This window comes from Rhodopirellula sp. J20-39 (assembly GCF_057365095.1).
In genome coordinates this window covers 5493303-5514444 of record NZ_CP195123.1, presented here as the reverse complement: position 1 = coordinate 5514444, position 21142 = coordinate 5493303, and the positions used below count along the sequence as shown (strand labels likewise).

Annotated in this window: 15 protein-coding genes; 12 read left to right on the top strand and 3 right to left on the bottom strand. The window is 53.3% G+C overall.

Features of this window, described 5'->3' with window-relative positions:
• Positions 1 to 36 precede the first annotated feature (36 nt).
• From rbfA to ACR3ZL_RS19950, 3 genes are all read left to right on the top strand, one after another.
• Positions 37 to 492 carry a 30S ribosome-binding factor RbfA gene (gene rbfA, locus ACR3ZL_RS19960; protein ID WP_473651341.1) on the top strand — a complete coding sequence of 152 codons (456 nt, stop codon included), beginning with the start codon at positions 37 to 39 and terminating at the stop codon, positions 490 to 492.
• An 81-nt stretch (positions 493 to 573) separates the two neighbouring features.
• Complete coding sequence (locus ACR3ZL_RS19955; protein ID WP_473651342.1) at positions 574 to 1740, top strand: hypothetical protein; 1167 nt, start codon at positions 574 to 576, stop codon at positions 1738 to 1740.
• A gap of 18 nt (positions 1741 to 1758) precedes the next feature.
• A complete protein-coding gene (locus ACR3ZL_RS19950) occupies positions 1759 to 2499 on the top strand; it encodes a YebC/PmpR family DNA-binding transcriptional regulator (protein ID WP_473651343.1) in 741 nt (246 codons plus the stop codon).
• A 238-nt stretch (positions 2500 to 2737) separates the two neighbouring features.
• Here ACR3ZL_RS19950 and ACR3ZL_RS19945 read toward each other — a convergent pair whose 3' ends face one another.
• Positions 2738 to 3064 carry a hypothetical protein gene (locus tag ACR3ZL_RS19945; RefSeq protein WP_473651344.1) on the bottom strand — a complete coding sequence of 109 codons (327 nt, stop codon included), beginning with the start codon at positions 3062 to 3064 and terminating at the stop codon, positions 2738 to 2740.
• Positions 3061 to 4470 (bottom strand): YeiH family protein, encoded by a 1410-nt coding sequence (locus tag ACR3ZL_RS19940; RefSeq protein WP_473651345.1) that lies wholly within the window; start codon positions 4468 to 4470, stop codon positions 3061 to 3063. The genes ACR3ZL_RS19945 and ACR3ZL_RS19940 overlap by 4 nt, the downstream gene beginning before the upstream one ends.
• A gap of 488 nt (positions 4471 to 4958) precedes the next feature.
• Here ACR3ZL_RS19940 and ACR3ZL_RS19935 point away from each other — a divergent pair, with 488 nt between their 5' ends.
• A complete protein-coding gene (locus ACR3ZL_RS19935; protein WP_473651346.1) occupies positions 4959 to 5816 on the top strand; it encodes a family 16 glycosylhydrolase in 858 nt (285 codons plus the stop codon).
• Positions 5817 to 5966: 150 nt separating this feature from the next.
• Here the strand turns inward: ACR3ZL_RS19935 and ACR3ZL_RS19930 are convergent, their stop codons facing one another.
• Entirely contained in the window at positions 5967 to 7361 is a 1395-nt protein-coding gene (locus tag ACR3ZL_RS19930; RefSeq protein ID WP_473651347.1) for a Gfo/Idh/MocA family oxidoreductase, read from the bottom strand.
• A 566-nt stretch (positions 7362 to 7927) separates the two neighbouring features.
• Between ACR3ZL_RS19930 and ACR3ZL_RS19925 the strand changes: the two genes are divergently transcribed.
• The 8 genes from ACR3ZL_RS19925 (at position 7928) to ACR3ZL_RS19890 (ending at position 21125) form a co-directional block, all read left to right on the top strand.
• Positions 7928 to 8980 carry a hypothetical protein gene (locus ACR3ZL_RS19925; protein ID WP_473651348.1) on the top strand — a complete coding sequence of 351 codons (1053 nt, stop codon included), beginning with the start codon at positions 7928 to 7930 and terminating at the stop codon, positions 8978 to 8980.
• Positions 8981 to 9263: 283 nt separating this feature from the next.
• Complete coding sequence (locus tag ACR3ZL_RS19920) at positions 9264 to 9803, top strand: sigma-70 family RNA polymerase sigma factor (protein WP_473651349.1); 540 nt, start codon at positions 9264 to 9266, stop codon at positions 9801 to 9803.
• The gene (locus tag ACR3ZL_RS19915) at positions 9800 to 11458 is read left to right on the top strand and encodes a LamG domain-containing protein (protein ID WP_473651350.1); all 1659 of its coding nucleotides are present in this window, start codon (positions 9800 to 9802) and stop codon (positions 11456 to 11458) included. Before ACR3ZL_RS19920 ends, ACR3ZL_RS19915 begins: the two co-directional genes overlap by 4 nt.
• A gap of 207 nt (positions 11459 to 11665) precedes the next feature.
• The gene (locus ACR3ZL_RS19910; protein ID WP_473651351.1) at positions 11666 to 12448 is read left to right on the top strand and encodes a 3-keto-alpha-glucoside-1,2-lyase-like domain-containing protein; all 783 of its coding nucleotides are present in this window, start codon (positions 11666 to 11668) and stop codon (positions 12446 to 12448) included.
• Positions 12449 to 12609: 161 nt separating this feature from the next.
• Positions 12610 to 13965 (top strand): Gfo/Idh/MocA family oxidoreductase, encoded by a 1356-nt coding sequence (locus ACR3ZL_RS19905; protein WP_473651352.1) that lies wholly within the window; start codon positions 12610 to 12612, stop codon positions 13963 to 13965.
• Positions 13966 to 14100: 135 nt separating this feature from the next.
• Complete coding sequence (locus ACR3ZL_RS19900) at positions 14101 to 16374, top strand: sulfatase-like hydrolase/transferase (protein WP_473651353.1); 2274 nt, start codon at positions 14101 to 14103, stop codon at positions 16372 to 16374.
• A 123-nt stretch (positions 16375 to 16497) separates the two neighbouring features.
• Positions 16498 to 19467 carry a sulfatase-like hydrolase/transferase gene (locus ACR3ZL_RS19895; RefSeq protein WP_473651354.1) on the top strand — a complete coding sequence of 990 codons (2970 nt, stop codon included), beginning with the start codon at positions 16498 to 16500 and terminating at the stop codon, positions 19465 to 19467.
• Between the two features lie 95 nt (positions 19468 to 19562).
• A complete protein-coding gene (locus ACR3ZL_RS19890; RefSeq protein ID WP_486173599.1) occupies positions 19563 to 21125 on the top strand; it encodes an alpha-L-fucosidase in 1563 nt (520 codons plus the stop codon).
• Positions 21126 to 21142 lie beyond the last annotated feature (17 nt).

Sequence of the window (21142 nt, the reverse complement as noted above, 5' to 3'; positions counted from 1 at the left end):
TTTCCGTTCAATCCTCCACGCTCCACGCGAATCCCCTTGTCCAGCCGACGACTCCTTAAAGCAGCCGAAGCGATCCGCGAAGTCGTCGCGGCGTCGATTCTGACTGATATCCGTGACCCACGGGTCGAAAACGTTACTGTCATTAGTGTTGATGTCGCACCCGATATGCGTGAAGCAAAGGTGTATGTCAGCGTCATGGGTGACGAAACGCAAAAACAATTGTCTCTTCGCGGTTTGCAGAATGCCGCTGGGTTTTTGCAAAGTAAAATTGCCAATCGGCTCGACACCCGCTACACGCCCCGATTGCGATTCGAAATCGATCGCGGGCAAGAAAACGCGGCCGCCGTGGGAGAGATTCTCGCGCGGATCCGGCGTGAGCAGGATGGCGAAGTCGAGCCCGTCGCCAACTCGGGTGAACCCGAGGACAACACGACGCCAAACGACAACCCATCAAACGGCGATGCTTCCGCGCCGACCAATGAAGGCTCCTGAATCGAGACGAAGCCATCGCTTTTGGCTCAACGATCGACCCGCCTGCTATCCACCCGCTATTCAATTCATTCTTAACGCCACATGTCCGCGACGAACCGCTCTAAACTGATCGCCAAGCTCCAAACGGCGCTGAAGAAATACTACGACGTGCCGCCTGCAAGCCCGTCGCGCCCGCTGCTCGAACACGCCTTGTACGCATGTCTGTTGGAAGACTGCACCAGCGAATTGGCTGATGAAGGATTGGCCAAACTAGAGCAGGATTACTTTGACTGGAATGAGGTACGGGTCACCACGGTCACCGAACTGGGGACAGTTCTGTCGAGTCTGCCCGACGCGGCAAAAGCGGCTGCTCGTCTGAAGGGAACCCTGCAAGGGATCTTTGAAGAGTTCTATTCATTCGACTTGGATCACTTGAAGAAAGAGAACCTTGGCAAAGCGGTCGCACGCTTTGAGAAGGTTCCCGGAATGACTCCCTTCGTGCTGAGTTACATTATCCAGCACGGATTGGGTGGGCACTCGATTCCGATCGACTATTCCGGCATGGTGATCATGTTGGTTACGGGCATTGCTACACAAGCGGAAGCCGCTGATGGTCGCGTGCCTGGACTTGAGCGTGCGATCCCAAAAAGCAAAGGCATCGAGTTCGCGACATTGTTGCATCAACCCGCCGTCGCGCTTTCGATGGATGTCAACGACAAGACTGCACGATCATTGCTTGACGCGGTGGTCAAAGGCAGTGCCGATGGGCTGGACGAGTGGTTGGTAAGCAAGAAGGCTGCCAAGAAACGCGTCGCCCGCCGTAAAGCGGAAGAGCGTGAAGTTGCTAAGCAAGAAGCTGCTGCCGAAGCCGCTGCCGCTCCTATCGCAGCAGCTCCCTCTGGCAAAAAGAAGCCGATCCGGTCCGCTGCGAAAGCGACCTCAACAACGAATAAGCCACGTGCAGCCAAAAAGGCCGCCGCGAAGCCAGAACCAAAGGCGGCTGCTCCGAAAGCGGCCGAGCCCAAGCCGACCGAGTCGGATGTGAAGGCGGAATCGTCCAGCAAGACTGCGGCTAAGAAAACCTCTTCGACGAAGGCACCGACCAAAAAAACGGCGTCCAAGAAACCTGCTGCTGAAGCGAAGTCGGAACCCAAAGCCGCTAGCAAAAAGACGGCCAAGAAGGCAGCCGACGACGAGCCGAAAACCACAGCTTCGGATGGTGGCAAGAAAGCCAGTAACCGCAAACTCACCAAGCGAAAGCCTCGTTAATCCAGAGGGAATCTTACTATGGCTGGGCACTCAAAATGGGCCAATATCCAGCACCGTAAAGGACGCGTTGATGCGGCCCGCGGCAAGATGTGGAGTAAACTCAGCAAGGCGATTATCGTCGCCGCGAAGGGTGGTGGCGGCGATCCGTCCGCGAACATCAAACTTCGCAAGGCAATCGACGACGCGAAAGCGGTCTCGATGCCCAAAGACAATATTGAACGAGCGATCAAACGCGGGACGGGAGAACTCGAAGGCGATGCCGTCGAAGAGATTCTCTATGAAGGTTACGGCCCCGGTGGCGTCGCCGTCATGTGTTTAGCGATGACGGATAACCGAAATCGAACTGCGCCTGAGCTGCGAACTTTGTTTGGCAAGCACGGCGGTGAGCTCGGTAAAACCGGCTGCGTGAACTACTTGTTCGAGCGTAAGGGCTTGTTCATCTTCCCGGCAGGAACCGACGAAGAACAAGTCACCGAAGTCGCGTTAGAAAACGGTGGTGACGACGTGGAAGCCGGCGACGATGGTCAGATACAAGTGACCTGTGCCCCCGAAAATCACGATGCCTTATCGGAGGCTTTTGAGGCCGCTGAGCTAAAGGCAGATGTCAATGAAGTGACTCAAATTGCATCCACCAACGTCGACGTCGACGGTTCAACCGCCGGAAAGGTGTTGTCGCTGTTGGAAGCTCTTGACGATCATGACGACGTCCAAACGGTCAGCACGAACGTTAATTTCCCTGACGATATGGACGAAGGTTGATCCAGTAAGCCGCTGGGGTACAACGCCGATGTGGTGTTCTGCGTCAGGGTGGTAAATGATTCATCGCCGCATTTGGATGCGAGCATCCTAGGTTGAAACGGACTGGGTATGCCCGTTTCGAATTTGCGAGCTAGGCCGTAGACGTGATCCAGGCTGTAAACGCGATCCAGGCCGTAAACGCGATTTCGTAGGTTGCGTTGACTTCGGGTGTCTTTGCCTTGGTTTGGCTCGAGCTGGCCTATCGCTGCAGTTCTCGGGTTCGTTGACGCTGCAGGATATCTTCCATGACCTCCAGTTCGGTGTAGTACATTGCACTGGGGTCGATGCCGCGATCGTCTAGCCATTGAAGGTGTTGCTTCATCGCGGGCCGTTCAGCGTAGGCGGGCAACAGCACCAGCCATGCCCAGGCCAAGCTGCCAGTGATGGCAAGAAACGCCAGTCCACGCGAGATGTGAGACCGCGTTTCGCGACTTCCGGCGCCGCTTGTTGGCTGCATGACACAGTGGGAAGACGTCTTGGACTTTTCCGAGTCGATATTCGCGTTCGCGATCACAGTATCGATCATGGGGTAATGGTGTCGGCGAAGACCACTTTGAACATCAGCCAAGCCATCACGAGCGTGAGGACCAGGTTCAGCGACTGGCCGCACACATATAGGATCAACGGCTTGCCGCCCTTCAATTGCGGCAGCAATTGTTTGAAGTTGGTTTCCAAGCCGATGCTGACGAATGCTAGGCAAAAGAACCAGCCCCGCAGTGTTTTGCTGGAGCCTTTGATCATGGCGTTGATTAGTTCGGGGCCACCGATAAGCGTCGAGTACAGTACCGAAAATAGAATCGACATGGCGACAAACCCCAGTACGAATTTGGGGAAGCGGTACCAAATTTCCATTGCACCAACGCGAGGTCCAGCTTCGTCGCGTTCGACATAGGTGACCCAGTAGATCGCGACGCAGAACGCGGTCACGCCGATCAAAATGTTTTGGATCATCTTCACCGTTGCGGCAACTTCGAGAGCTTCGTCTCCGAGCACTGCACCCGCGGCCGCAACTGCTCCGGTCGCGTCAATCGTGCCGCCAAGCCAGGCTCCACCCAGGATTGGGTCCATGCCGGTCGCCCGAATGATCGCTGGCAAGACAATCATCATGATGACCGTAAATGACAGCGATAGACCAATCGACAAGGACAACTCTTCCTTCTTCGCTTTGCAAGCCGCCGCAGTCGCAATCGCCGCCGAGACCCCGCAAACAGACATGTCGGCCGAGATCACCATATTGAGTGACTTCGATGGCATCTTCAGGATCTTTTGCCCGAACACATAGGTCGAAACCAGTACCACTGGCGTCACCACCCAAGCGACAAAGATGCCAGGCAAACCTAATGCCAGCAATCGGCTCATCAGGACTTCGGCGCCTAGCATCACCAAGCCCGTTTTAATAAAGAACTCCGTCAGCATTGCCGGCCGCAAGAAAGCTGGCGTGCCGACGGTGTTGCTGATGATCAATCCGACTAACAATGCCCATAAGGCATATTCCAGGTTGTAAGCCTTGACCACGCTTTGGCTGGCCATGGCGTATGCCAATGTTGCCAGCAAAAAAACGAGCGGAAACGCTTTGCAGAATGCTGCCGCTGACTCATTGCGAACAATCATGGCGAACGCAAACACGATCCCGATTAAGCCGAACACGCCCATGATGCCAGGGATTGTTCCTGCAAACGCGTCGACTGGGCTCCTGGTCCATTTGCCAGGTTTTGAAATCCACGATGACAATGGATTCACCACCTCGACTGCCTCGTTTGCCGCCAAGCTTTCCGCTAGGTTCGCCGGTTGTGTGAACCATACCGCTGCGAATGAAACGGCAAGCAAGATTCCAGCGCACCAAATTGCCCACCAATCCTCGCTCGTTCGCATATCGGTCCACAAGCTTGGTCGCTCAGGAAGGGGTTGCACTGCGGCGTTGTCGTCGTTCATTCAGTCAAAGCTTTCTGGGAGGGAGGATGGGGCAGTCGGCATCGCGAACGATGTTATCAGACTTGTTCTCGCTTTGGTTCATTAAGAGCGTTGTGGCAGTCTCGAACCGCGTGGAGTCGGGACGCGGCAACGGGAATCTCTTTGTGGAAAATTCCTGTCTTTCCAGCGTATACCCAATCCGGCTCGTCCTAAAGGGACCCTTCGACGGGTGATCAGATACCGGGTACCGGAGACAAAGAAACCGGAAGTGATAAGGCCGAAAGCCTTGAGGTTTGATCAGGGGAGTGGAAAATGATTCGCTAGACAGACGGGGGACGCGCGATGACAATACTCCAGCCAATCGGCACTCCGGCCAACCGATGAGGTTCAGTCGCCGTACGCACAACTGTGCGAGCATTAGCATGGTCGTATTCGAGTTGGCTTCGATTTTCTTAACGAGCGTGTATCTACCCCGCTCATCCCGTCTAGTTTCCTTGTGACGTTTTGAAATGACTTCGTTTATGCGATTCCTGATTGTCTATTTGGTTTGTGTCTGCGGGACAACGGCCGCCTATTCGCAGAATCTTCCTACTCCGCCGGACGGCTTCCAGTGGGAGAAAAATGAAGCGTTCAGTGACGAGTTTGACGGAGACCAGCTCGATTCGACGAAATGGCATGACCACAATCCGCGATGGAAGGGGCGTGCGCCTGGTCTGTTTGTGCCATCGGCGGTCAGCGTCGCGGATGGTTGTTTGCAAATCCGTTGTGGTGTTCTCGATCCACCTCAGGGCAAATTTACTGTTGCATGCGGAGCCGTGCAGTCGAAGGCTCAGGACGCTTTATTTGGTTATTACGAGTGCCGAATGAAGGCGTCCCAAATTCCAACATCATCAACTTTTTGGTTAACCAGTCCATGGAAGGAGGTGCCTAGCGGGTGTTTAAGTTTTGAACTGGATATCCAAGAGAGCGTTGGCCGTGTGGGGCGTTTTGAATCGTTCACGACGCACATGAAGTCCAATACCCATATCAACTTCCGGTCTAGCGAAGAGGGGTCGGAAACGGAGCGGTCGCATCAGGGGGGAACCGCTCGTTTGAAGTCAAAAGTGAATGATGAATTTCACACCTACGGATGTTGGTGGGTCGATGCGAGCACGATGAAGTTTTATGCCGATGGCGAATACAAATTTACCATTACCCCACCAACCGACTTCGGAGAAGCTTTGTTTGATTTTCCGATGTTCATGAATTTGGTGTGCGAAACTTACGATTGGCAACCTGTTCCAACCGTCGACGAACTTAATGACGACACTCGAAACACTACTTACTACGACTACGTGCGTTCCTATCGCTTAGCCGAAAAACAGTAGTCGCCGGGGGCCTAGCTCTTATCGATCCCGTGCGGATTTAGCGTCGTTCGTTCGCCATGATCCGCACTCATTGGAGCAGCCGCTATGCATCGCCGCTCCGTTTCCGGCCGGCGATGACTGTTATGGCGAGTTGGATCGGGTAGGGAGATCCTAGAGTTTGTAGAACTCTTCCCAGCCCTTTCGCGGCGGTGGGCCGGCCAACAAGTCGTTGGCGGCAGCATTATTAGTGATCTGCTTGGTCTCGCGATCAAACACCAATTCACCACCCAGACGCTGAGCAATAACGCCGATGCAAAACATCTGGCTGAGCGGACCAGAGACGTCGAACGACGACCGTGTTTGCTCTTCGCCTTTGACGGCGCGAACGAAATTTAGATGGTGATTCGAGCCGGTTTCGTATTTCGGCAATTCGCCCGCGAGATCCTTGGCTTTTTCGCTAGGAAGAACCCGCAGAGGTGAGCCATGAGAAGCACCTTTGAAGGTAATTCCATCCCCATAGATCGTCTTGCCGTTCGTTTCCATCTTTCGGTCGTCTTCGAGATCGTCCGGTCGTGGTGGTCGGTTTTTCACGCCGTCGTACCAGGTCACCTTGCAGGCGGGTTCGTCACCACGTTGCGGGAAATCAAATTGGATCGTCGAAGCCATCGGGAAAATGAGTTCGCGGCGCCCTTCAAGCATGACCGCGGTGACTCGTTCGGGTAGCCCGAGATCCAAAAAGCGGTGAACGGTATCGAGCAGGTGGGGCCCCCAGTCGCCGAACGCTCCATTGCCGTATTCAAACCAGCTCCGCCAGTTGCCCGGATGCAGCTTGTCGCTGTACGGATGCTTCGCGGCCGTGCCCGTCCAGGTATCCCAGTCAATTCCTTCGGGCATGGTTTCGCCGGTTTGCCATTCGTCGAACTTCCATGGGTGCCATCGCCGACCCGCGTTCATATTGGCAGTGACCTCGCGTACGTTCTTGATCACTCCCGCTTCTTTCCATGCTTTGAACTGGTGGAAGTTGGCACCTGAATGCCCTTGATTACCCATCTGGCAGGCGACGCCGTATTTTTTCTCAGCCGCCATCAAGAGTTCAATTTCTTGGAAGGTGTGTGCCAGCGGTTTTTCGACGTACACCCCTTTGCCCAAGGACATCGCTAAGATTGCAATGGGAAAGTGCGAGTGATCGGGGACGCCGACGGTGCAGGCATCGATCTGATTCGACATCTTGTCGAACATCTCACGAAAGTCCTTGAACCGTGGAACATCCGGGAATTTCTTTTCAATTGCCGCGGTGTGTTTGGTGCCCATGGCAACATCGCATAACGCCACGACGTTGACCAGTTTCGTGTTGAAAATGCTCTTCGCGTCACTTCCGCCCATGCCACCGCAACCGATGATGGCAACGTTCACCTTTTCATTAGCGCCGTAGACACGCCCGGCCGATGCCGCAGAAACGTTGGAGCGAGGAAGCATGCCGATCGCGGCAACCGAGGCGGCAGTTTGGGAGAATCGACGGCGAGAAAATGAGCGAGTCGACGAGGACGTTGCTTGCGAGCGGGGCATCAAGTGGTTCTTTCAGAACGGGGATGAAGGTGGGGCCCAGAGGTGGGTGTAGGTGGGCGGAGCCGATGAGTGCATCCGCGATGGGTGCATCCGGATCGGGCATCCGAGGGAGTACGAGTATAGTTGTCCCGGGGCGGCAGGCCAACAGTTTGCCGATTGCTGTCAGGTTCCTAATTAGTAGCCCGTGTGTCGGGTTTGAGTTATGCGTGCGATAACCGGGCGGTACGTCTTTGCAAGGGAGGAAACAACGTTGGCGATTCGAATTGTTGAGCTACCAGTGTTAGTTGCTTTTGCTTTGTTACATCGCAAAATTCGACTGCCAATCGAACAACGTGGTTGACTGCGCTGGCGTCATACCGATCACACTCGCAAACGCGATATGTCGCGTTATTGGATTCAATGGACTAAGACGCGTGATAGCACGCTTCAGTCAGTTTCTTTCGTATTAATTCCGCGTTGGGCGCGCCGGTTGCTTCTCTTATTACCCATTGAAATGCTGAATCGTGCATAGGCTGCGTTAGCAGCCATGCTTTCACAATCGATCCCCACAATGAAGGTAACAAGAGATGAAAAAGGTATTTTCAACAGCAGCGTGCTTGAGTGCGATGTTCGCAGGAACCACTGTCGGCGCCCAAGGCATCGTCGGTAATACAGCTTCGCAACTCGGAGGTGTGGTGAATAGAACGGCCGGCGCCGCCCAGAATATCACCCAGCGAACGGCGAATGGCGTACGCGGCACAACCAACAATGTTTTGTCCGGAGCACGAAACGGAGTGTCACGTGTTCGAGGTGCTGCGAATGGCGTCATTGGTTACAACCAAGGTCAACTTCGTCCAGGTGTGTCGTATCAAAATGGCCAGTATTCCAACTACAACCAACAAGGCTATGTCCACCAAGGGCAGCAATCTTACGGTGCACACGGTTATGGGCATGCGGGTTACGTGCAGCAATCGGGAATGACCGGCGAGCACCAATCGCAGTGGACTGGTCACCAGGGGTACACGGACCACGGTCAAACTATGGTGCACAGTCAAAGCAACCCGCCTACCCTGCAGCATGACGCGAACGGTCGAGAGTTCATTTGCCAGAACGGTCAGCGTATCTACTTCAGCGCATCTGGTGCAGAATCTGCTTCATCCGGACAGCAGTCTGAACGCTACCAAGCTGGCTACGGCAGCTACGATCAAGACGGTGGCCAAGCGAATCAGTCGTCAAACGATATGAACTCGTCGAGTAACAACGCCGAGCAAAACGGTGCAACTCTGGATAACGATCCAAATCAATCCAATCGCATGAATCGCGATCAAAATGTCGAGACTAATGTCGATACACGTGCGAATGCCGATCAAAACGGACTCCGCGGTGAGGCAGCGGTTGGGCAGAATACCGACGTCGATAATGGCCAGTTCAATCAAAACCGAGATGGTGTCACTGGGCAGAGCGAGTCGCGTGCAACCGGTGAGCTTGACGGGGAACTGAATAATCGAGACGGTGGGCTGAACGCAGAAGCTCGTAGTAGTTCGGAAAGCAACCTCAACAGCAACACCGAGTTTGGTGGAGTTGACACTTCGGGCGACGCTGGAACCGACGTGACTGGTGGTCTGAACCTCGATCGTTAGGGTTCAAGTTTACAAGTAGTCACTGAAGATTTTTAACAAGACCCAGGATTCCGATTTTGGAATTCTGGGTTTTTTCATGCTTGGAAACCATTCGCCGTTTCGCCAATAAGTTTCGCCAATGCCACTGCCCTCTTTCATACGGGTTCCTGTCGCAGTGTGCTGGTTGAAGACGCTCCGCTTGAATATTGTTGTTGACGTTCCCATCGTCGGGAACATTGGCTCGTTGGTAGACTGGGACCGTCGTTTAACCTGTCTGCGTTGATCTTCCGCGAGAGCTTTTGCCGTGCTTCCTGATGAACAAGAACCGAATGAGTCGCGAGATGCAGTAGTCGCCTTGATCGCGCAACATCAGTCTCGGCTTCGCGGCTTCGTGCGATGCCTGTTGGTCTATGACGATGATGTCGATGATCTATTGCAGGAGGTGAATGTAGTACTCTGGCAAAAGGCTGGGGATTTTCGACCCGGTACCGATTTCTGGGCTTGGGCCAGCCAAGTAGCAAGATTCAAGGTGATGAATCAAATTCGGAAGTATTCTCGCGACCGACTTGTGTTTGATGAGTCGTTTGTTGCGGAGTTGGCTGATCTGGCAAATGAGCGTTCCACCGATGGCGACGATCAGCGTACGGCGTTGCGGCACTGCATGCAGCGATTGCCGGTGGCTCAACGGGCTTTGGTCGAAATGAGATATTCAAGCGAGCGGTCGGTGGCCAGCATCGCCGAGGAACTACAGCGGCCGGTCGGATCCATTCGGCAAACGCTCTATCGAATTCGTGGTCTGTTGCTCGAATGCATCCAGTCGAATGTTGCGAGGACACCCTCATGAACAGTCAATCCGACCGAGAGTTTGCATCCCTGTTGCAATTGGCGATCGACGGCAAGCTCGATTCGGCGCATGGGCCACGGTTGCAAGAATTGATGCGTGGCAATCCTGAACGGATGAACGCTTGGGTGGATCATTTTCGTCTGGATGCCTTCTTGGCCGATGAAATTGATCGGTCCTCTGTAGTGGAGTTGGTGGATCTGATTTGTCCGGGTGACTCTTCGCAATCCGAGGAAGCTCAAAACATTCGAAATGGCGAGGTCCCAACGCCAATCCTGAAGCGAGATCAAAACGTTTGGATGGCCAGCGCCCTTGTCGTGTCGATGGCGGGTTTGGCAGCGTCGCTGCTGTTCTTTTCCATTTTGATGTTGCGAGAACCACCGCAGCGAGAAGACGTGATCGCGGCTCGAGTGTCGTCAATTGATTCGACCATCGCCATGGTCGTGCAGGCTTCTCAAGATGTGTGGTTAGGGCGACAGGAAACTCCGCATCTGTTGTCGCCCGGTCGTCTGCAATTGGAGTCGGGTCTCGCCGAAATCAACATTTACAACGGAGTGACGTTGTATTTGGAGGGACCGGTTGATCTGGAATTGGTTTCTCTGGATCTGGCGCGGTTGCGACGCGGCAAGTTGCGAGCGAACGTTCCCAGCCATGCGGAAGGGTTCACGGTGGTTACCGACGAAGTGCGTTTGGTTGACCGCGGAACCGAGTTTGCGATCTCCGCTGGAGAAGATGGGTTGTCGAAAGTTCACGTGTTTGATGGTCTCGTCGACCTCTACCCTTCTGGTGCTGCGGCGCCGGTCGAAGCAGATAAGCGAGCGGTGAATGAAGGCGAAAGCGTCGAAGTGGACTCGACGTTCTTGCCACGGCGAGCCGAGTTTGATTTAGAAGGCTTTCCATCGGCTGATGCGATTGATCAGTCAGTGGCTACACGCTTTGAACGTTGGAAGTCTTGGAGTGCTGAGTTCGCCAAGCGTCCTGACTTGTTGGTGTATTACAATTTCGAAGAGTTTGGCGAGAGGCCGAATGGTCGCAACACGGTTGTGGATCTGTCGCAATTCAATCCAGTTAACGCGACGGTCGTAGGAAGCGAAATGCTAACCGGTCGCTGGCCACAAAAGAAAGCGTTTGGGTTCTATCGGTCAGCGGATCGTTTGCGGGTCAGCATCCCTGGACGTTGGCCTCAGTTGACGTTGGCTTGTTGGGTTCGTGTTGATGAACTGCGGGGGGTAAACCAAGCCTTGTTGTTGACTGATACCTTTGAAGAATGGCAGCTTCACTGGCAAATTGCGAAAGAGGGAACGTTAAAGCTTGGGATTGGACAAGCGACCGTTGAAGAGACACGCCGTCTGCGAAGCCCCTCAACGCCGCTGGGTGACCTGGGGGCAGTCGGCCGGTGGATCCATTTGGCCACGGTCTTCGATTCCAGTGAAAAGACGGTGGAACATTACATCAATGGCACTTCGGCGGGGACGCATCGCTTGCCGGTCGCGGAACCGCTTCGTATTGGAACAGCGGAAATTGGGAATTGGTTGAAGCCAAGAAAGGTCGGTGACGAACCGATCCGCAACCTGGATGGACGTATCGACGAATTCATGCTCTTCCGCGTCGCCTTGGATGCCGATGGGATCCAGGAAATCTACAAAGCGGGACGTTAGCTCGCTGGCGGGACCCATTTGAAATTTGATCGGATGCCGGGACGGTCCACTTGGAACAGTTTGTCATTGGCTGAGCGTGTTTCGACCAGAAGTCACTAAATTCGGTGTTGTTAACAATTTTTGTTGACGCACCGCATTTCGCGGGCATTAGCGGTTCAGATGACTTAAGAATCGAAACAAATACATAAGTCATCGAGCAAACCGGGCATGTTTTTCATGCCCCAATCCGTTTCCGCCGCTTGTGCGAAAGATGCCCCTACGATGAAGTTCTGTCGTCCTGATTCCACTGTTTTCTGCGGTCGTTTGGCTATCGTCGTCGCTGCGACGCTCGCCCTAGCATGGGCTGCCGCCGCAGTCGCAGACGATGGTCATGCAACAATCTTCGAGGATGACTTCGATCGTGCCACGCTGGGCGACGGTTATACCTCGGCACGAGGTACGGATGGAGCCTGGACCATTGTCGAGGGAGTTCTGGTTGGTAAGCAAACCAAGTCCGATCACGGTGCGGTGATCCGCAAGAACATCCCATTTGATGATATTGAGCTCGAGTTTGATTTTCGATTCAACGGGGGTTCGCGTTTCAATTTCGTGCTCGACGATCAGAACGAGAAGTCGGTCCATGCGGGGCACATTTGCCGAGTCTCGGTCACACCCAAACGAGTCTCCGTTTCTGACGACAAAACTGGCAGTATGAACCTTGAGGTTCGTCAGCAACGGCAAGCGAAAAATCTATCGCCCACGCAAAAAGAATCGCTGGAAAAGCTGCTTGCCAAGACATCGAATTTGGCACCGGTGAAGTTGTCCAAAGGGCAATGGTATCGCTTGAGTGTTCGAATCCAGGGTGACTTGCTGCAGGCGTCGCTGGATGGAACGAAGGTTGTCGAACTTCGCTCGCCAGGTATCGATCATCCGACTAAATCCAAGCTCGGAATGACCGTTAATGGTGCAACGATTGATTTCGACAATCTGAAAGTGTTTTCGACTCACTAGTGCCAAGCCGACGAGCGGTTTTGCCAAACGCAGGCCGCGCGGCACGCACCCTAAAACTCCGTCGCTGAATCATTGACTTAGCGAGACATCGATTTGTCACGTTGTAAGGTTCGGTTGAACGACTGACCTGCAGGCATCCCAAGCAACCCGAAAGACGTTCTGTGAAATTATCTCGAAGACATACACTCTTGGCTGCCGGTGCGGCGGCGACGGGAGCATTTGTTAGTCCAAGGTCTTGGTCCGATGTGATCGGGGCTAATGAAAAGGTCAACGTTGCTTGGTGTGGCGTTGGTAATCGCGGTCCGCGAATTATTGAGAACTTTGAGAAGAGTGGCATCGCCAACTTTGTGGCTTTTTGCGACGTCGATCCTGACAACAAGCACATCAACGCAACAAAGGATAAGTTCCCCAAGGCTCGCATCTTTCAAGATTGGCGAAAGATGCTCGATGAGATGGACAAGGACATCGACGCGGTCGTCGTGCTCGTGCCCGATCATTCGCACTTCCCTATTTCGATGGCTGCAATGGCGGCGGGTAAGCCGGTGTACACCGAAAAGCCACTTGCCCGGACGTTCGAAGAAATTGAATTGCTGATCGCGGCGGAGCAGAAATACAACGTTGCCACGCAGATGGGGAACCAAGGGCACTCCGGTGATAACTACTTCCAGTTCGATGCTTGGAAGCAAGCGGGTGTGATTAAAGACGTGACCCATGTGGATGCCTATATGAACAAGTGGCGGCGTTGGCATCCTTGGGGGGATGTTCAGGCAATGCCTCGTGGTGAAACGGCACCCGCGACGATGGATTGGGAATTGTGGCATAGCGCAACACCGCAGCATGCATTTAGCAGCAAGTTCCATCCTGGGAACTGGCGTGGTTGGTACCAACATGGCACCGGTTGTTTTGGCGACTGGGGAGCACACATCCTCGACACGATCCATCAGTTCCTAGAACTCGGATTGCCTGAAAAGGTGTCCGCGACCACGCTGGTTCAACCGAACGATCTCATTTATCCACTCGCGTCAACAATCAACTTCCAGTTTCCCGAACGCAACGGAATGCCAGCGATGGATATCGACTGGTACGACGGCGTCGAGAACTTGCCGCCACTACCCGAGGATTTTGCTGGGCGGCAATATGATCCAAAAACTCCTGGGAAGTTCATCTACGCTGGTGATACCGTCATGCAAGGCGGAAGTCATTCGACCACGTTAGAGATCCTTTCGGACGAAAAGCGAAAGTCGCTTGAATCGAGGGGCTTGCCGTCTTCGTTTGGCAAGCACACCGACCACTACGAGAACTTTTTGCGGGCGTGTCGTGGTGATGAGGAAACTCGATCTCCGTTTTCAGTGTCTGGCCCCCTTTCCCAAGTGCTGGTGCTCGGTTGTATCGCTCAACGACTAGGGGGCGAGTTGGAATTCGACCGCCAAGCTAAACGGTTTACCAATAGCGAACGGGCAAACGAGTTGCTTGCCGACCGGCCACGCAAAGGTTGGGAACAGTATTACAAGCTCTAGGGTGGCTGCCCTTTTGAAAGGTTCGTTCTCAAGTTGCGATTCACAGCTCTTCCCAATCCAGACATATCAAATGAACATCGCGTTGGCGGTAACGATCGCATTGTGGTGTTAGCTCTCCCACTGAAAGTCCTCCTCATGATTCGGTCCATTTGCGTTGTCTCGTTTGCAGTGCTGCTGAGCACGCCTGCGATTGCCCTCGAGAAGCCCAACATCATCCTGGTTTACGCTGACGACATCAGTGCTCGCGAACTGCCTATTTACGGTTCGACGGTATGGAGCAAGCCGGAGCGTGGCGATTCTACCGACAGGGCCCATCTCGCGCAGACGCCGGTCCTGGATCAGATGGCGACGGAGGGATGCTGGGTCAAGACAGCTTGGGCGTCGGTGGTCTGTTCGCCCAGTCGAGCAATGATGATGACCGGGCGATATGCACATCTTCACAAGTGGTGGAACAATAAGGACAAAGGCCGCTACATCGACGAAAGAGGTAAACCCGCGGTATGGCCGCTTTACCTGAGTTCTCCGCTGCAAATTGGGCATATTGCCAAACAAGGTGGCTATGGAACTTACTGGGCAGGCAAGACGCAAATGGCGGGTGATCTACGTCAATTCGGATTCGATCAGGGGTGCTTTACCCCTGGCAATTTGGAAGACAAAGACAATCCGTACACCGACTTCAAGATGTACTACAAGAAGCAGGATGGCAAAAAAATTCCGTGCAACGCTGATACGGACGAACCGCTTGAAACTTATCTTCAACACGGTTGGTATTTCTATCCGCATGTGCGGCTAATGAATTACGACAACAAGGATTTCCAGTGGTGGCCTAACACGCCGGAATCGAAAGAACAGTTTGGCTTAGGTACCTATGGTCCCGATATGGAACTGGACTTCGTTTTTGATTTCATGGACCGCCAGCATGAGAAAGGCGAGCCGTTCTTTGTTTACCACACCACGCACCTTGGGCATGATGCCTTTGACTGGCTCGATCCTGATTCCGACAGCAGTTGGCCGGGAACTCCCGTAATCAACTGGGACGGCGGAAAATACACTCGCACCGAGCCGAAAATCACGGGTGATCGGGGTGTCTATGACACTCATGGAACCGTCACCGAACCGGGGATGCATTCCCATGTCGAGTATCTCGATTATCAAATGTGGTTGTATCGTAAGAAATTGAAAGAGATGGGGATCGAGGACAATACCGTTGTGATTTTCTGCGCCGACAACGGGTCTGGCGGTTACGGTAAGAACAGTTCGGATCGTCAAAAAGGCACACACGTGCCTTTGATTATCTACGCACCTGGAATGGCCAAGCACGGCGAGCAAGATGTGCTCGTGAATATGTCCGATATGCTGACGACGATCGCCGATCTAGCGGGCGTCGATATCCCCGCGGACTACGAGGTCAACGGTAAGAGCTTGGTACCGTTCTTAATGACGGATCTGCCTGAACATCGCCAATGGATTTACGCCTACAGTCGTGCTCAGCAGATCATTCGCGGCAAATTGGTAATGAAGGATGGTTTCGACAAGTGGTGGGATGTTTCGACTGAGCCAGAAGACTTGATTAGTTTTGATCAAATCACGGATTGGGATCGTGTGTCGGCCGAACATCGGGCTGAACGTGATCGATTGATCAATGTCTTGCCTAAGTTCGACTTGCACGCAACCGCGCACGATGCACCAGGAGTCGATTTGCCGCCCATTCCGAGTGGGAAGAATAAGAAGTCAACTGTGGTGCCAACGGGTAAAACTGCAAAGCCGGCAATGAAGTCGGGTAAGGGACAGTTCGTTCTTTTCAAAGACGATTTTGAAGGGCGGAACGTGCCCGGTCAGCAATATGAAATTCGTGAGCGTATGATGACTGGCTGGAAGGTCGTCGATGGAGTGTTAACGGGTAAGCAGGTCCAAGACGATCACGGCTCGACGATCCGGACTAAAGTTGCTTTTGATGATATCGATATCGAGTTTGACTTTCGGTTCGACGGTGGAATCCGTTTCAATCTGGTGATCGATGACGTCAACGAAAAATCGGTTCATGCAGGACACATTTGTCGAGTTTCGATCACGCCCGGTCAGTTGAAGGTTAGCGATGACAAGACGGGCGGCATGAATCTTGAAGTTCGCAGGCAACTTCAAAACAAAGATCTGTCCGAAGTTGACAAAGCAAAGCTCACGCAGCAAATTGCGTCCAGTCAGTCCGCGGCGCCTATGGGACTTAAGAACGGCCAGTGGCACAACCTTCGAGTCCGTATCAAAGATGACTTGATGAAGGCTTTCTTGGATGGCGAACTGGTGACCAAATTGCGTTCTCCTGGAATCGATCATCCGACCAAGACGAAGTTTGGTTTTACCGTCATTGGGGGTGAAATTAGTTTCGACAATTTGAAGGTCATTCAGCGGTAGCGGTAAGCGTCTTACGAACGCGGATCTTCTGGCCCAGCTCTTCGTTGGGAGGGCCATTGCGAAATCGGAACACGTTGCCGGCTTATTTACACACGACACCCTTTTCCTCCCCAGAGTTTATTCATGGCGATCAATCAATCGCGGGCTTTTTTAGTTGCGTTTATCGCTTCGTTATCGATCTTGTCGATTAGCGTTGCTGAAGTGTCAGCGGAGTCTCCGCTCGCACGCGATTCCCAGTCTGCAAAGGATGCCCCGCCTGCAACGAAGTCGCAGTCGGAAAATAAGGATCAGCCTAATATTCTATGGGTGATCACGGATGACCATCGAGCGGACTCAATAGGAGCGTACAACCAGGCTACGCGAGGCGATTCGCATAGCGAACTCGGTTACGTGTCCTCACCCAATGCAGATGAATTGGCGAGTCAGGGTGTGTTGTTCACTCACGCGTATTGCAACTCTCCCGGATGCGCACCCAGTCGTACGTCGATGCATTTCGGGATGTACCCGCATCACAGTGGTCAATACGGTTTTGAGTCGGGCCACCAGTCCGCTGACTTTTGCAAGCCGATGTTCCCCACGTTGATCGCCGAACAGGGCTACCAAACGGCTCACTTCGGAAAGAGCGGCTTCGCTAGCTTTCAGTGGGATGCCCGCAAGTTGAAGAAGACGGACTGCTATCAAACCAGCATCGATCAGAAAGAATTGTACGCCAATGAACACGTTGACTGGTTTCATCGGAAGACGTGGAGTCAGGGTAAGTCCGATGGTGACGAGGCATTCTGGGCGATGCCCGATGGTGGCCTCTACATCCGCACGCCTTTGGATGGACCACCAAGCGACGAAGACATTGCTGAGAAGCAACGCATCAACAAAGAACTCGATCTGCTATACCGACTGGGTGATCAGAATGGATTGGTGATCGGAGGGGTCAGCCCGCAACCCACCGCCAAGACTCAGGATGGAAACATCCTAAGTGCTTTTTCGGACTATCTGGCACATGCCGGCGAAGCATATCAAACTCCATGGGGCCGGAAACTCGAAGGTGCCCCGGTAGACAAGCCCTTGTTCGTTAACTTGGGTTTTCACTTTCCACATACGCCAGTGCTTCCGTCGAAAGAATTTCGAGACCAGTTTGCCGGTCAGATTTACAAGGTTCCAAAGTTCAGTAAGGAAGAATTGAAGAAGCTACCGCCCCAGTTGGTCCAGTGGTTTAAGAAGACGAACTTTGCCGACATGGACCCGGCTGATAAGCAGCAAGCAATCCGGGACTACTACGCATTTTGTGCGATGGGTGATTTCTTGGTCGGTCAAGCCGTTGAGCGATTCAAGTCTTTCAGCGAAACGCAAAACCGCGACTACGTCATCGTCTATGTGATTGGCGATCACGGTTGGCACTTGGGTGAACAGGGCGGTGAATCCAAGTTCGCTCCTTATGACACGTCAAACCATTGTGCCGTGATCGCGGTGTCGTCCGATGGCGAGCGATATCCCGCAAACACGGTTTGCAATTCGCCAATCGAATTTGTTGATTTCGCACCAACGTTCATCAATCTCGCTGGGGCTGATCTCTCGGACGACCAATTCGCCCACTTTGATGGACATCCGATAGATGCGACCCTGGATGGAAAGGTCCAACGTGATTACGTGATTGGTGAGATGAATCACAGCATTGGGCCGCGAGCGTATTTGCGGTCCGCTGACTTCGCGTTTTCGATGCGGGTCCGCGAGAAAAACGGCAAGCCGGGGGCCAAGTGGGGCCACCAACCCGGCGAGTCAGTGCGATGGGCTTTGGATGCGGCCCGTGACAAAGTTGAAATGGCGTTGTTTGATTTGCGAATCGATCCCAATGAACACGACAATGTGGCCAACGAACGCGAATACGTACGGCTAACCGATTGGTTTCGCAACAAGCTGGGAAACATCGTCTTGGGTGATGGACGTGTTGAAGCTGATTGGACGAAAGAGAACCACTACTCTATTAGCAATTTCGCTGCCGGTGCTCATGACGGAAAATTGGAAATTCCGGCGGAGTTGATTCCGGCTGTAGCATCGCGAGTTAGCTCGTCCGCTCCGGATTTGCAGATCGAGTTTGGCCCTGTCTCTCGAAAGTCGGTGTTCGTCAGTGACGTGCAAAGTCATTGGGGTGGTTCGCTGGTTAAAGGAAACGACGGGCTTTACCACATGCTCTATGCTCGCTGGCCGAAAAAGCTGGGTTGGGCTTGGGTGACTGACTCTGAAATCGCACACGCGACATCCGTTAGCCCCTTCGGCCCGTTTCAATTCCAGGATGTCGCGTTACCTCGTCGGGGCAAAAAATTCTGGGACGGTTGGTGTACTCATAATCCCACGGTCCACCAGTTCGGTGACAAGTACTACTTGTACTACATGGGCAATACGGGTGACGGTGTCGTCACCGGAACGCCCGGCAAAGAGAGTCTGAATTGGGGGCATCGCAACAATCAACGGATTGGCGTCGCGGTTGCCGACAGTCCCAGTGGTCCATGGAAACAGAGCGAGCAGCCGTTGATCGAAGTGAGTCCCAATGACGATGCATTGGATTCTTTGATGACATCCAATCCGTCGGTCTGCCAGCGGCCCGATGGCGGTTTCTTGATGGTTTATAAAGGTGTCGGCAAAGAGTTTCCCATGCCTAACGGTGGACCCGTGGTTCACTGCGTCGCGACTTCCGATTCACCGACCGGTCCATTCCAAAAACAGGCTCAACCTGTCTTCACCTTTGAAGGGGACCGGTTCCCAGCCGAAGACCCCTATATTTGGTTCCAAGATGGTAAATATCGAGCTATCGTGAAGCGGATTAAACACGAGGGACGAAAACGTCTATTTTCGTTGGTGCAGTATGACTCGGTGGATGGTTTCGATTGGCAGCCCGCCAAGCATCATGAGATTTCCGTTCGCACCGTCACCTGGGAAGACGGCGAAGTCCAGCAGTTTGAACATTTGGAACGTCCTCAAGTTTGGATCGAAAATGGAGTTCCAGTAGCGTTATTATGTGCGGCCGACATTCGTGACGAAAACCGCGTCCGCCATTCCTTCAATATCCAAATTCGGTTGATCGTTACTCGATCTGAATAACCCCACTACCTATCCCCATTTTCTCAACACTAGCCTTTCCAACTGGAGTCCTGATGCGTAACCCGCTTCCTAAGTTCCTAGCGATTTTCGGTCTGATGACCACGTCTTGTCTGGCCGAGCAACCGCACTCAGCAACGCTTCCCAATCCCAACGTGAAACCGGCGATCGCTAAAATCGACACGGCGATCAAGCAAGGGCCGTTTCAGGCTGAATGGGATTCACTCGAACAATACGAGATCCCGCAGTGGTACAAAGACGCCAAGTTTGGAATCTTCATTCACTGGGGGGCCTACAGCGTGCCGGCCTATGGCAGCGAGTGGTATCCGCGTCAGATGTACATCGACACCCAGCGCCGGGGCGATAACTTCTTTCAGCACCATATCGACACCTATGGTCCTCAGAAGACTTTCGGCTACAAGGACTTTATCCCGCAATTCAAGGCGGAGAAGTTTGATGCCGGTGCTTGGGCACAGTTGTTCAAAGACTCCGGAGCACGTTACGTCGTGCCTGTAGCGGAACATCACGATGGGTTCCCTATGTACGACTGCTCGTTCACTCGTTGGGACGCGTCGGAAATGGGACCGAAACGCGACGTGATTGCGGAGCTCTCAACCGCCGTCCGCAAAGAAGGCATGAAGTTTGGTGTTAGTAGTCACCGAGCGTTTAACTGGGTCTTTTATGTTCGCAATGAATCGTTTGACAACGCCGACCCGCAGTACGCGGACTTGTACGGCCGTCCGATGCCGTTCCTGTTTAACAAAGATGCCGCCGACTATCACAAGAACTTTCCGGCCCAAGACAAGCAGTTTAAAGACGACTGGTTGGCACGCTCGTGTGAATTGGTTGATAAGTATCAACCCGATTTGTTTTGGTTTGATTTTGGTATCACTCCCAAGTTGCAAACTACCGACCACATCAATAATCCGTTTGCTGACCATCTGAAGCAGTTCGCTGCCTACTACTACAACAAGACCGCTGATCAGTCATCAGGCATCGGTGTGATCAACTACAAGTGGCGTGCGTTCCCCGAAAAGGCTGCTGTGTTGGACAAAGAACGATCCAAGATGGCCGAGATTCGCAAGCCGTTTTGGCAAACCGATACTGCCGTCAGTGCCAGTTCGTGGGGGTACACCGAAAATCAAAAGTACAAAACGCCTGATCGTCTGGTGGATGACTTGATTGACATTGTCAGCAAGAACGGTTGCTTGTTGTTGAACGTTGGTCCTCGATCCGATGGGACGATCCCAGAGGAAGACCAAGCGATTCTAAAGGCGATTGGCGGATGGTTGAAAATTAACGGTGAAGCGATCTACGATACGACCCACTGGAAAACGTTCGGCGAAGGGGCGACCACCGTATCGACCGGACACACTTCCGAAGCCAAAGACAAACCATTCGTGGCTACGGATTTGCGTTTTACCGCTCGCGGCGAAACGCTGTACGTCACCGGGTTGAAGTGGCCAGAGGAAGGTTCGATTACCGTGCGAACGCTTGCTAGCGACAGCGAACTTTATCCCGGGGAGATCGAGTCGATTTCGATGTTAGGTTCGGACGTGACACTGAAATGGTCTCGTGATGAATCCGGATTGAAGGTTCAGCTTCCCGCTGAACATCCATCCGAGTTCGCTTACGTCTTGAAGGTCACGGAATCCAAGTGAGCGTAGTGTTTTTAAGA